A 13,116-nucleotide genomic window follows, 5' to 3' on the forward strand; every position below is an offset into this window, starting at 1 on the left:
CCCCTGTTGAACGGCCCGCGTCTCGCGGTCCGTTTGAATAAGTCTAATCAGGCCGCAGGCCATCAAGTACCCGCTGGTACTCCGGCTGACCTTTGCTAAAAGTCGATTTGATGCGACCATGCTCAAGCACCAGCAATCGGTCGACCAGCATAGCCTCGCGCCTGATATGCGTTGCAATAATAACTGTGCGTTGCGTCATCTGACTGGCCAGCCGATCCAACACATCGCGGGCAGTTGCGCCATCAACGCCCTCGGAAGGCTCATCAAGTAGCCACAACGGCATATCGCGCAGTAAGAGGCGGGCCAATGCGAAGCGTCGTGCCTGCCCTCCCGACAATCCCGTTCCGCCTTCGCCAAGCGGCGTATCCAAACCTTTGGGCAGCGTATCGACGAACTCGGACAAGCCAGCAATCGTCAAGACTTCCAGCAGCCGACGGTCAGTCGCTCCGGGGGCAGCCAAAAGCAAATTATCCCGCAAACTATCCTGAAAAAGCTCGGTTCTCTGGGTAAGTAGTGCGTTAGGCAGACATTTTACCAAACCTCTTGCCGCTTTTATTTCACCTGCAAGAAGCGCCAGCAAAGTCGTTTTGCCGGAACCGCTTGCTCCAATGAGCGCTACGCGCTCGCCGCACTGAACGGTAATTGATACATTCTGCAAAGAGGGGAGGGGAAACGCGTCGTAGATGACCGAGGCGTCCTGGAGTTCTACCGCGTGATTTTCTGCCGGGGTTCGCGAGGGGAGGGGAGGGGAGGAGGCTTGAAGGTCGGGCCCAAGCCGCCGTGCCGCAAGAATCGTTCTGCCAAGTTCAATAGAGCCGCGCCGCAGTCCTGCGAAAGATTCCAATGCCGCCAGTGCGATCAGAATTCCCAGAACGGCTACTGGGCCATTGATGACACCCATACTGACCAGATGCGCAACGCCATAAAGAACACCGCCAAGCAATATTGCGGAGGCAATACCGAAACCCGCAACTACTTTGGTTTCGATAAGGTTCAAAGCGTCATCGGAGGTGGCAAGTCGTGCATCCGCCGCAAGAGCCGATTGCCTATAAGTCTGCAATTGCCCCGCCATTGCCAATTCTGTCTGCCCAGCCACAACATCTATGGTACGCGAGCGAAGTGCTTCCAGACTATGCGCCCGGCGGCGGGCTGGTTGAGCGCTCCAGCGCGCTGCGAGAAGAGGGATTCCAAATCCCGGAACCAGCAGCCAGGCAGTCGCGGCCAAACCAAACAGGGGATGCATTGCTCCGAACACGGCCGCTACAGCCAATGTCGTGCAGAGTGCGACTGCAGCGGGAACCAATATCCGAAGATAGAGAGAATCGAGCGCATCAATATCGGCAGTCAATCGGAACAACGTGCGGGAAGGTTGAAAAGACAACCTATTTGCTGTTCCGGGTTGTACTGCGCTCCTGAAAATACGCTCGCGTAATCCAGCAAGCATGCTCAACGTCGCCTCATGTGTTGTCAGGCGTTCACCATAGCGGGTCGCAGTTCTCGCAAGTGACAAGAACCTTATGGCAGCGCTGGGCGCGAACACGTCGAAAACAAGGGCTGTTGCCGTTGAAGCACCGGCAATGGCTGTAGCAGTAATAAACCAGCCGGAAACTCCCAAAAGGGCAATGCCCGCAAGAACAGTCACGGCGGCAAGCAAAACGCCTGCCAGCAGCGTTGCGCGCCTTTCGGCAAGGAAGAGGCTGATAATGGGACGGAACACGTTCCAGAGCCTCATAATGCCTCCCCCAGGCGGAATTCATCCCCAATGGTGACGACTCTATCCATGCGCTGCGCCAAAACCGGATCGTGTGTAGCAACAATCAAAGTCTTACCGGCCGCCATGGCCTGCAGGCGGTCCACGATGTCATAAGCCGTTATCCGGTCGAGATGTGCCGTCGGCTCATCTGCAAGGATAATGTCTGCATCGCGGTTGATTGCTGCCCGGGCAAGCGCCAGACGCCGGATTTCGCCACCCGAAAGACCTGAACCACCTTCGCCCAGATAGTTGTGTCGCTTCGCATTAGCCACATTCTGCAACGACGCAATACGCAACGCTGCTTCGATATCTCCATTATCCAGATCAATGCGGTGCAGGCAGATATTGTCTGACACTGTGCCCGCGAAAATATGTGGCTTTTGTCCGATCCAAGCCATACGCTTGCGTAGTGTTTCGCTGCTGTTTCCATCAAGCAGTGTATTGCCGATCCGGATTGTTCCTGCCGTGCAGGGCGCCAGACCCGCAATCAATGACAGCAAAGTGGATTTACCGGAGCCACTCGTCCCCAACAGCGCGATATGCTCTCCCATACGCACATCAAGATTAAATCTGCCAAATAGCGGCCGCTCAGATCCTGCATGGCTGAATGTGAGTTCTTTGATCTCAACGCTTGCTGTACCCGCGGAACACTGGCCCGGATGCGTTCCTATCAAGCCGCCCGGCATATCGACACCAGGAACCGACAAACGGTCCAATGCTTCAATTGCAGCTTCTCCCGATGCACGATCGTGCCAGACTGCCGAGAGTTCGCGCAAGGGCTCGAAGAATGCCGGCGCGAGCAAAAGGATGAACAGTCCTTCTAAAAGACTGAGGCGCTGCCCCCAAGCTCCGAACTCCAACTGCCCGAGGAGATGAAAGCCAATATAGACAGCAACCATGGCAACGCCGAGGGCAGCAAAAAGCTCAAGTACGGCGGATGACAAGAAGGCAATACGCAGCACAGCCATTGTCCGTATTCTGAGCTCTTCCGCATTGGCTCGCAGCCGTCGCGCAGTGAAATCGACAGCACCAAGCGAACGTATCGTTGCGAGACCGCGCAAGCGATCCAGCAAAAATGCATTCAAATCGCCCATTTCAGCCAGATGCCGCTCACTGGCGGCTTTGGCGCGCCAGCCAATCAGCGCCATGAAAAGCGGAATCAAAGGTGCCGAAATCATCAGGACAAGTCCCGCAACCCACGACAATGGAAAGACGCAGACCAGAATACCGATGGGGATGATCGTTGCCTTCATTCGCGCTGGTTTAAAGCGCGCGAGATAAGGCAAAATGGCCTCCGCCTGCTCTGCAATTACGCTGGCTGCCAAACCGGATGCCGGTTTTTCAGTATCGAGAGGAGAGCGCCGCGAAAGCGCAAGGATGACTTGTGTTCTCTTGGTGGATAAAATCTCACGGGCGTTACGAAAGGCCAACCTCGTACCGAGGGCGTCCAATAATGCCCGTAAAACGCCTATGGCAATTACCGCGGCAACGATCCACTTGGTATCTGCCATGCTGCCGGCAATCAATGCACCGGCGCCCTTAGCCAGCAAAGCAGCCTGCGGCAACCACAGAAGAGATGCCAGCACCTGTACCCATGGAGCCGCATTGCCATTTGATACGGGGTTGCGTTGTAAGGACGGCTCCGTGACAATATCCGTCGCCCCAAGTCGGGGTGCATCATTCTCCGCCGACCTCTCTCTGTGGAGCGTTATCGTCGATTGGACGGAGCTCATCGTATCAGTCCTTTTCGCTCATGCGTTTAGAGCGGCCAAGAGAAACTATCTTGTCTTTGGCTTCCAATAATTTCGTGACCTTTGCACCAAGCGTCAGCAATGTCGCGAGGCGATCGGTCTCAAGCTGTTTGACGTCTTCGTACCAAGTGGTGAGCCGCTCAATCAGGCTATGCATTTCTCCCATGCGGACCTGTGCATGTCGCTCTGCGTCACTTGCGGGTTTCTGCATGAGTATTTCGCGCAGAACCGACAATGTTGGATCGACTTCACGCTTTTTCCGCTCCTCGGCAAGTGTCCGCAATATTTGCCAGACGTCATCAGGTGTCGTGAAAAAGTCGCGTCTGTCATCCGGAAGATGCTTCAGCAGGACGAGATTCCAGGCCTGCAGTTCACGCAGGCTCATCGAAACATTGGAACGGGAAATACCAAGAGATTCAACGATTTGGTCAGCATTGAGCGGTTCGGGAGAGACGTAGAGAAGAGCATAGATTTGCCCCACAGTACGGTTGATACCCCAGCGGCTGCCCATTTCACCAAAATGAAGCACAAAGGATTGGATAAGAGGCGGCAGATTCATCTGAGTTTCCCGTTAAAACAGTTATTTCAGTAATTACTGAAATAACGATACTCTCAGAAACCTCTCTGTTCAATACGAAGCGACAGGGTGCGACGATTGGGCCTCTGCCGGGCCTCATGCACAAAAAACCCGGCTGGATCAGATGATCCAACCGGGCTTTCAAATTGCTCAAAAAGTATTTAGTTCAAACCAAGCTTACCGCGCAGTGTAGACAAGTCTTCGGCAAGTGTGTTGACAGCTGCCGCAAGCACAGCGCGATCGTCTTCCGTCAGCTTGTCATAAAGCTCGTAGCCATCCCCCTTTTTGTACTTTGACAGGGTAACGTCCACCTTGTCGAAGTTACCTGAAACCTTGGTGATGAACTCACCATCGGTCTTCTCGATCAGAGGACGAACCAGATCGAAAATCTTGCGCGAACCGTCAAAGTTTGCCTTGAAGTCCCAAAGGTCGGTATGGCTGTAACGGTCTTCTTCACCGGAAATCTTGGTAGCTGCAACTTCTTCCATCAAGGCAGCAGCGCCGCCAACAACCTTCTCCGGTGGGAGCGTCAGTTCAGTGATGCGTTTGTTCAGCTCAGTCACATCTGCCATCAGTTTGTCGGCAAATGGTGCGAGATCCTTTGTGCTGTTCTCAGCAAACAAACCATATTCAATACGGTGGAAGCCAGTGAATTCCGGATCCTTCTCGGCCTTTTCGTGGTCATCGGCGCGGGAATCGATCGAACCATCAAGGTCGCTGAAAAGTTCAGCAATCGGTTCGATTGCTTCGTAGCTCATGCGGGTTGAACCAAAGAGTGACTTGGCCTTGTCCACATCGCCAGCTTTGACCGCATCGGTAAAGACTTTTGTGTCAGCCACGAGCTTTTCGAGATTTTCGGATACGTAGATCTTGTAGTCGGCAATCGGGCCAACCAGATCGAGCGGAGCGACTTCCGCCGCAGCGACACGCGGCAGGAGTGCCGCCGTGATGGCAAAAAGGCTTGCAGAGAGCGTTACTTTCAATTTCATCGTTCAGTCCCCTCTAGGGTTTGATGCGGGTTATCTGATAACCCGACGCTTCAAGAAGTGTCCTGCCTACGAAGTCGTCCTCGTTCGCTGGGCCGGGCAGTGTAAAAAAGAAGCCGCCACCAATCGGCTTGATATACTCTTCAAGTGGTTCGCCATCGAGCTGCCGCTGGACGGTGATAAAGCCCTTTTCAAGATCAGCCTGATAGCAGATGAAAAGCAGTCCCTGTTCAAGCTGACCTGATTTGCTGACACCGTTCGAGTAGTTGAACGGGCGGCGAAGTATGAGATTTTCATCAGATGTTTTCGTACGCTTGTTCGCCATTCGAATATGCGCATCCAAGGCTGTAACTTTGCCTTCCAGATCATTTGAGTAGTCCGGAATATCGAACTCGGCAGTACCGCCAAAGGGCGCACCGCTGGCTTTTTTACGTCCGATAATTGCTTCCTGTTCGGCCAGTGGCGTCCGGTCCCAGCGCTCGACAAAATTGCGTATGATTCGCACAGCCTGGTATGTACCTGCATGAGCCCATGTGGGCTCATCGCTTTGATGCACCCAGACGAGTTTGTCCATCAGCGGTAAATCATTGCCGTCGGGATTTGCGGTACCGTCTCGAAATCCCAGAAAGTTTCGCGCCGTTTCATGACTGCCATCGGGTTTCGCAGGAAGAACAGGAACCGTCCCTTCCTGCTTCCATCGGAGCACCATAAGATCCGGCAAATTCTTCAGAATATCGCGCAGCGCGTGAATGTTGGTGTCCGGCGTATTGGCGCAAATCTGCAAGCTTAGATCGCCGTGACACAAATCAGCATCAAGCGCATCGTTGCGAGAGGCTTTCATGCGCGAAAGTCTCACGGGCTTGTGCGCCGTGAGCCAATCACGTTGTTCGAAAAATGAGGAGCCCAGCGACACGGTGATCGTCAGGTTGTCCGGGGGAATTTCCGGCCCAAGAATACCGGAGTCCGCTGGAGGAAGTTTGTCGTCCAACACCGGAGGAGTACCACCCTTCATCAGAAAAGCGATGCGTTGCGATAATGCCCTGAAAAGGCGTTCAACCTCTTCTGGCGTCTTCGCAAGTATATGGAAGGAGGCAATCATGCCTGCTGCAGGGCGCGGCGTGACGATCCCGGCTTGATGCAGCCCATAAAATGATTGCCGCTCCTGCGTTTTGTCGCTGACGGGCGCATCTGTAACCTGCTCGCCCTGCTTTTCAGCGGCACCTGCGCCGGTAAGCCCGGCAACCATGGCCGTGCCCGCACCAAAAAGCACGTTGCGGCGGGTGGTGTTGAGTTTTCTGATGTCACTTTCCATCAAACTACTCCAATCCCACCGCTGCATTCAGCTTGCCAATGGCATCGGCCAAGGCTTTCATTTTCTGCGCCAGCGTGGCACGGCTTTCCTTCGACACCTTATCGTAAGCCGGGTAACCTTCCTGCCCCTTGAGTGAAGTCAATACAGTGCTCGCATCATTCAATCGCATCTCGATATCCGAGACGACCGCAGGCGCTGCCCGAACAGCAACTGGTTTCAAAAGCGTCATCATGCGCGATGTCCCGACAAGATTTGCTTCGAAGTCAACCAGATCGGTTTTGGAATAGTGGTCTTCGCCATTAACTATCTTTGTATCGGCAATAGAACCAATAAGTCGCGCGGCGCCCTTGGCTATTTGCTCTGGCGGTATACGCAGGCCACGTATGCGGTCCTTGAGCGCCGTTACATCGGCCACCAGTTTCGCTGAAACCTGTGCAAGCCCGTCAACGCTTTTGGACGCATACAGTCCATATTCAATACGATGGAAGCCGGTGAATGCAGGATCCTGTTCGCGTTTTTCGAGATAATCTGCAATAGGATCAATCGCATTGTGCAGATCAGCAAACATATCGGCCATAGGCTCAATCTGCTTATAAGGGACACGCGCTTTCTGATAAAGCTCACGCGCCTTTTCGAGATCACCCACCTGTATAGCCGCATCAAGTGCGGCTGTTGTCTTCACCAGACTGGTGGCTTGAGTGACAAGAAACACTTGGAATTCCGCAAGTGCCCCGATAAAAGAAACGAGGGGAGGGCGGGCTGCTTCCGCTTCGGATTCCGCCGAAGGCGTCACACGCAACGTTCCGCGCGGACTGCTTAGAAGGCCGCAGGTGATTTCATAATCACCAGCCTTCAACTTCGCCTGCATTGTTTGTGTAAAGCCCGGCAGAATGTTTTCACGTTCCTCCAGAACCATAACGCCATCAAGAATTTCCCATTCAAGCGCTCGGTCAGAATTATTGACGATCTTGAAGGTCGAGCGCCCTGCGGGAACGGTGATTGCATTGGGATCGCATGTGCCATCTTTAATTGTTACGACAACAGCATTGTCCGTCGCACCGGACTTCATATTCTTCGATGCGAAATAAAAAGCGCCGGCTCCTGCAACGGCAAGTATTGCCGCGCCAGCAACAGCGAGTTTCATCAGCTTCTGCGAAGGGGGAGGGGAAGCTGGTCCTGTTTTGCTTGTCATTCGGCAGCTCTCTCGATCAACGGAAAGGTCTCGGCGACGCTGCTGGTGCCGGGACACTCGCAGGACGCAGGAAAAAGAAAAGACTGAGTGCCAGGAACACCACATAGACAATCACTTCACCGAGTGTCGGCGTATCCTGATAGCCGAATATGCCTGACAGCAAAGTGCCGAGCGGACTGCCAATCGGCAGGATGTTGCTCATGTCGATCACAACAGTCTGGAGACTGTTCCAGATCCCGGCTTCGTGAAAATGGCGTAGTGATCCAGACAAGATACCGGCGGCAACAATCAGAATGAAAATTCCGGTCCAATAGAAAAACCGTCGAAGGTTGAGACGAACGCCACCGGCATATATCCCGTAACCTATTATAATGGATAGAATAATGCCGAAAAACGCGCCAAGCAGAGCATCGTTGTTTGTGCTCTGCTGGAATATTGCGAGCAGGAAAAAGACCGATTCCAGACCTTCACGCGCCACGGCGAAAAACACCATTGCAATTAAAGCGGATGCCTGACCCGACGAATGCGCCAGCGCACTGTCGATGGATGCATGCAACTCGGATTTGATCGATCGTGCGGCCTTGCGCATCCAGAATACCATTGAGAGCAATACGGCAGCGGCGATAACGCCCACAACGGCCTCAAAAAACTCTTGGGCTCTCTGGGGAAACTCCGTACTCAACGCTTGCAGACCCGCACCGACAAAGAGCGAAAGCGCCACGGCCAGCAATATACCGACCCAAACAGCAGGCATCCAGGCACCGCGACCGGTCTGTTTCAGGTAGCTCGCAACGATACCCACGATTAAAGCCGCTTCGATACCTTCGCGTAGCATTATCAGGAATGGAACGAGCATTAGTTAACCTCAGCACCTGCCGGAGTCATCTCTTTGAGGTGACAAACAAAGTCGCCGGAGTCATAGACCGCCTCGAAAAACGAAGCAATAACAATATATTAGAAGAATTCTAATAATATAGAAATCAGAAATTATCCAATTATTTCCATATGTTGACTGGATTTATCACGATTAAATTATCTTTCTATCGATCAAAGCAACAGCATTTTCGGTGGAAAATGGCGATTGCGGTAACCCTTTGTGCGTGGTTCGCCCTTTCCGAGCCTCGGGAGAGACAGAAAATACTGTTCGCCAGCCTCCCAAAAAAATAATCTTGAAAAACTTATCCAATAGCTCCAGCGCTGATTTATTCTTTGCGTGCCCTTTCACGGAGAGCTGCTTCCGGAGCCGTTCGAAAGTGGGGAAGGATGGCGTGTTGGTATGCGGGCAACGACCCGTATGCTGGCCGATCGTCAGTACGCTGCGGCAAGTCTGCGCAAATGCAGAAACTGTGCAGTTAGTTGATGCCTATGTCAATTGTGCGGATAAGGTCTCGACGGCATGGTGAAACCCGGACTCCAAGCGTTTCATCCTCTGCCCGCGAGAGCCAAGGGGGGCCGGCAGGGGGAAACGTTAACGGGCGGTCTTCGGATTGCATACTTTACCACAAAAGACGCGCTCCGACGACCGCCCGCCTCTCCAAACCCTCAATAGCCAGACGCAAAAAACGGGCGTGGCAAAGAACAACCACGCTTGGGCTCTTTGAAAAATGAAAACTATAAGCGGGCAGCTACCTTCTGCATGCTTAGGCGATCCAACGTTTTGACGGCCCAATCCCAATCCGGTGCCAGTTCTGTGCCTCGGGTGGCCGCTTCCGTCGCTTTAGATCTGTCTCCGTTGACCTCGTGCAATTGCGACCGCAGCATATAAATTTCCGCACGCTGCCGGGAATGAAAAAGCGTTTCAAGCAAACGATCCGTTGCAACAAGGCCTTGCTCGGGGTTGGTTTTTGTATGAACCCGCAGATTGGCAAGCTTGAGCAAAGGCCAGGTCCATTCCGGCTTCGCGTCAGATGCACGGACGAAGGCCTCGGCGGCTTCTTCAATATTATCGAGCGCTTCCTGACATCGGCCGAGCAACTGCCATGCATCGGCAGAATCGGGTCTACGAGAGAGATAATCCCTCATGGTATCCACGCATTCGGCATGTTTGTGCTGCCGGAACAAAACCTGTGCAAGCTGATAATTCCACCAGTCAACGCTTCCATCCAGCTCGATGGCTTTGCGAAGGTGTTCTTCAGCTTCTTCTGATTGTTCAAGCCGCATCAATGTGAGGGCCAGTTGATGACGTGCGCGCGCATTCCATGGTTCGGCGGCAACTGACCGTTCCGCATAGACCTTGGCGTCGTCAAGCCGCTCACCAAGCCGGGAGAGTTCTGTGGAGATCAGGTGATGCGCCTCCGGATTATCCGGATGATGCTTCTTCAAGTCTCCTATCAGCTCGGGACTAATTGACTTGCCGCCATGGGTTAAAATCAGAGCTTCATAGATCGGTCGGACAGGTAGAATGTCCGGCGAAACCTGCATTGTTTGTTTCGTCGCTTCCGCAAGATCATCCCGCGACAGAAGTTTCAGCTTGGAACGAACAACCGATACATAGCTGAAATGCGGTGTATCCACAGGAGGATCAATAAGAAAGCGCTCGACAAATTCCGACAGGACTACATCTGGCTTATAGGCTTCAATCATTTCCCGGTCGAAGGATTTGCCATAGATATAGACCAGCGTGCTGAAGCTTTCTTTCAGGAATGGCAGGAGGTTTCCGCCAAAGGAATCACCGAACATGACGCAACGCGGCAGCGTGGTATCATTGTTCGTGAACACCCTGATGCGTCCCCGGTTCGGAATACGATTGTCGAAGCTGAGTTTGCCACCGGCTTTCTCTATTCGCGCAGAAAGGGTAGGGGCCGAAACTGGCGGCTCAAACTTGATGCCAAGATCGCCGACGTAAGGAACTTCTTCAAAGGCAACCCGAGACGGATCGATTTGCAGCGGTTCGATACCATTTTGCGAGAGGCCTTTGCAAAACTCTTTATAGCCAATATAAGCGCCAAAACCGCTCCAATGAGTATCCGTCTTGGGATAGGTGAGGCCCTTTGACTTGCCCGCACGAATTGCTTCTAACGGATAGACGATCTTCGAAGCGCGGCGTGATCCGAGCGCAGTCATGATCTGGTGGAGCGGTCTTGTGTCGGCAATCTCAACCCAGTCCGGCAGTTGCTCTGAATAGACAAGCTCCTTGTTCGGCGCGACGAAGACCAGATGCTGTGCACCAAGCGATGAGACATAAGCATCCCGCTCAACGATCAATTTACGCCAGGCTTCGATGCCCTTCTGATCCAGAATGTGACGTCCGGTAATCTGATCGATGACGCGGTTGGAATCATGATCGAGAAATATCCAGCCATCCTTGCCCAATAGATATTTCTTGCTTTTGTCGGCACGCGACGTTGACGTAAAATCGTCGGTCATGAACATCTCCTGACTTGCAATTCCTGCCATTCGGTATTCTGAAAGACACGGATATTCTTAATTGAGGTCGCAGCCCCATCGACATCACCGTCGTCTTTCCCTGCGAAAGAGGCGACTGCATTACTGAACAGCAGTTGCGCGGGCGTGTGCGCAAAATCATTCTCGGCCTCAAAGATCTTCTTCCCGTCGAAGTAGAACTTGAAGCTCTCCTCACTCCATAACATCCCGTAACGGTGAAACCCGTTCGCCAGCTTCAAGCGCGGGCGGTAGCTCTTGGAGAGCACCTTTTTTTCCGGCAACCACTGGCGCGCTGTGACATGTACGAGATTTGGAAACTTCGCCTCAACCACGTCGAGTTCGAAACGTTTATCACCCTCGCTTTCCGGCACTGAAGTCAGCCAGAAAGCATTGTTGACGCCCGCCTCGTTGGCAATTTTCATCTCGCATTCGAAATATCCGTAGCGCTGGCGAAAATCTTTTGTCCGGACGTAACCACCAACAAATGGCCGGTCACCGCGACGATTGTCGGTATTGCGTCCGAGTTTCAGCGACAACCCTGCACCAGATATGGTGACATTCTCCGGGCGCCGAACGGATTTGGTCTCACCACCGCTATCGGTCACCTTCACCCATCCCTGATCAAAATCGGTATTATCCGTGAAATCATCAGTGAATGACAATTGCCAGTCGCCGGACGCCCGCCGAAGCATGGCGGGCAGATCCGGGCAAAGTGCGCGGGCAAGAGATGGCCGCGCAAGCAACCCAACCGACGCAATTCCAAAACCCGCAAGAGTCAGGAAAGAACGACGGCTGAACTGAGCGCGGCCTTCACTCATTCAGCAGCCACCTTTGCCGCTGGAGCTTCCTTGAGACTGCGTAGGCTTGTTTCAAGATTCCAGGCCCGGTTGCGCAGTACTTCCACTTCGCCGGTCATGAAATCGATCTCGCTGCGGAACCATGAAACCGCTTCATGAATATTATGCGGCACCTGAACCAGATTAGGCACAGACTGCGGCTTGTCCGCTGGGGCTGCGACCGGCTTCGGCAAGACGTGGTTCAGCTTGTTCTCAGTCAGGAAGCGGTGATATTCAGCGAAGTTCTGACGGTAGATGTGCTGAACCTTGGTAAAATCAGCCTTTTCGAGCAGCTTCTCCAGATTGATTGGTAGATAGTCCTCAATCTCGATCGACGGAATGGCGAACAGCGAGGACAATTCGCGAATGCGCGAGTCATAGGTAAAGAAGATTGCCGGAATGCCCTGATGCAAGGCAATGACATTACCGTGCAGACGGAAGCCGACCATGACATCGACATTTGCCGCCGCATCTGCTGCCCATTCGTCGATATCGAAGAATGCGCTCATGCGGTTGTTGAGCATTTCCTCGGCTTCAGCATGTCCAATCAGGCCGAATTTGGTCAGAATAGCCTTGACGTTATCCTGCTTTTCCTTGCCGGAGGAGAAGATCGCAAGGGTCTCTTCGCGCTCGCCCTGCGAGTAAAGTTTGCTGGACGGGCGCTTTGCAACTGCATCGATCAGAGCCCGCTGCATGCGATTGGTCTTTGTGGCATTGCTGGCATAATCGGCAGAGAGATACTTGTTTAGCGTCAGGCCGATCCGCGCTTTTTCGGGATCGATTGACTTAATCGTAATCGATGGACGCAGCGAACGGTAAAAGCTGGGGCAACCAATAACGCGCACGTTCTTGATACCCAGATCATTGAAAATCTCCGCACTGTAGAAACCTCGGACGCCGATGGTCTCGCACTTGTCGGCGATGATTTTCCAGGCTTCTACAGTTCCTTTCGGAACATTGAGCTTCTTGTATTTGCCAGCCTGAGCACCCACACCAATGGCAACAACCGGCCCTTTGAGCTTCTTCAGCAAAGGTACAACATGGCCAAGATCAACGGTTTCAGTCAGATAGTTTGAGCCACGGACAACGGTAGCTTCGTAGCTGTCATCCTGGGGCCACAGTTTTTCATTTCCCGCATGGGAAAACTGCACGTTCCTGATTTCGTCATAAGCTAGCGCCTTGAGCGTGGCGTCATAGACGAGAACGTCGCCTGTATTGATGCCGCCCTTGTTGAAGGCCGCGAGCGGATCTTCAAACTTGAGGTAAGCCGCCTTGTTGCCAGGCTTAACCGCAGCACCACCATTCAGAACGAAAAGTTTCTTCAT

The 13,116-nt window shown here is 53.2% G+C and carries 10 protein-coding genes; all 10 read right to left on the reverse strand.

Going from position 1 to position 13,116, the window contains the following annotated elements; translation table 11 throughout:
• Positions 1–43: 43 nt before the first annotated feature.
• The 10 genes from ABKW30_RS28330 to ABKW30_RS28375 all read right to left on the reverse strand — a co-directional run bounded on the left by ABKW30_RS28330 (position 44) and on the right by ABKW30_RS28375 (position 13,116).
• On the reverse strand, positions 44–1,732 hold the full coding sequence (locus ABKW30_RS28330; protein WP_348602312.1) for an amino acid ABC transporter ATP-binding/permease protein: 1,689 nt from the start codon (positions 1,730–1,732) through the stop codon (positions 44–46).
• On the reverse strand, positions 1,729–3,486 hold the full coding sequence (cydD, locus tag ABKW30_RS28335; RefSeq protein WP_348602313.1) for a thiol reductant ABC exporter subunit CydD: 1,758 nt from the start codon (positions 3,484–3,486) through the stop codon (positions 1,729–1,731). Before cydD ends, ABKW30_RS28330 begins: the two co-directional genes overlap by 4 nt.
• A 4-nt stretch (positions 3,487–3,490) precedes the next feature.
• Entirely contained in the window at positions 3,491–4,063 is a 573-nt protein-coding gene (locus ABKW30_RS28340; RefSeq protein ID WP_348602314.1) for a GbsR/MarR family transcriptional regulator, read from the reverse strand.
• A 179-nt stretch (positions 4,064–4,242) separates the two neighbouring features.
• Positions 4,243–5,070, reverse strand: a complete 828-nt coding sequence (gene efeO / locus ABKW30_RS28345; protein ID WP_348602315.1) for an iron uptake system protein EfeO — start codon at positions 5,068–5,070, stop codon at positions 4,243–4,245.
• 13 nt (positions 5,071–5,083) lie between these two features.
• Positions 5,084–6,379 carry an iron uptake transporter deferrochelatase/peroxidase subunit gene (gene efeB / locus ABKW30_RS28350; RefSeq protein ID WP_348602316.1) on the reverse strand — a complete coding sequence of 432 codons (1,296 nt, stop codon included), beginning with the start codon at positions 6,377–6,379 and terminating at the stop codon, positions 5,084–5,086.
• Positions 6,380–6,383: 4 nt separating this feature from the next.
• Positions 6,384–7,571, reverse strand: coding sequence for an iron uptake system protein EfeO (gene efeO / locus ABKW30_RS28355; protein WP_348602318.1), 1,188 nt, complete (start codon positions 7,569–7,571; stop codon positions 6,384–6,386).
• 16 nt (positions 7,572–7,587) lie between these two features.
• A complete protein-coding gene (gene efeU / locus ABKW30_RS28360) occupies positions 7,588–8,427 on the reverse strand; it encodes an iron uptake transporter permease EfeU (RefSeq protein WP_348602319.1) in 840 nt (279 codons plus the stop codon).
• A gap of 755 nt (positions 8,428–9,182) precedes the next feature.
• Positions 9,183–10,937, reverse strand: a complete 1,755-nt coding sequence (locus ABKW30_RS28365; protein ID WP_348602320.1) for a tetratricopeptide repeat protein — start codon at positions 10,935–10,937, stop codon at positions 9,183–9,185.
• Positions 10,934–11,773, reverse strand: a complete 840-nt coding sequence (locus ABKW30_RS28370) for a glycoside hydrolase family 16 protein (RefSeq protein ID WP_348602321.1) — start codon at positions 11,771–11,773, stop codon at positions 10,934–10,936. The genes ABKW30_RS28365 and ABKW30_RS28370 overlap by 4 nt, the downstream gene beginning before the upstream one ends.
• Positions 11,770–13,116: a polysaccharide pyruvyl transferase family protein gene (locus ABKW30_RS28375; protein WP_348602323.1), complete on the reverse strand. Its 1,347-nt coding sequence runs from the start codon at positions 13,114–13,116 to the stop codon at positions 11,770–11,772. Before ABKW30_RS28375 ends, ABKW30_RS28370 begins: the two co-directional genes overlap by 4 nt.

It is taken from the genome of Phyllobacterium sp. SB3 (assembly GCF_040009165.1).
Lineage (GTDB): Bacteria > Pseudomonadota > Alphaproteobacteria > Rhizobiales > Rhizobiaceae > Phyllobacterium.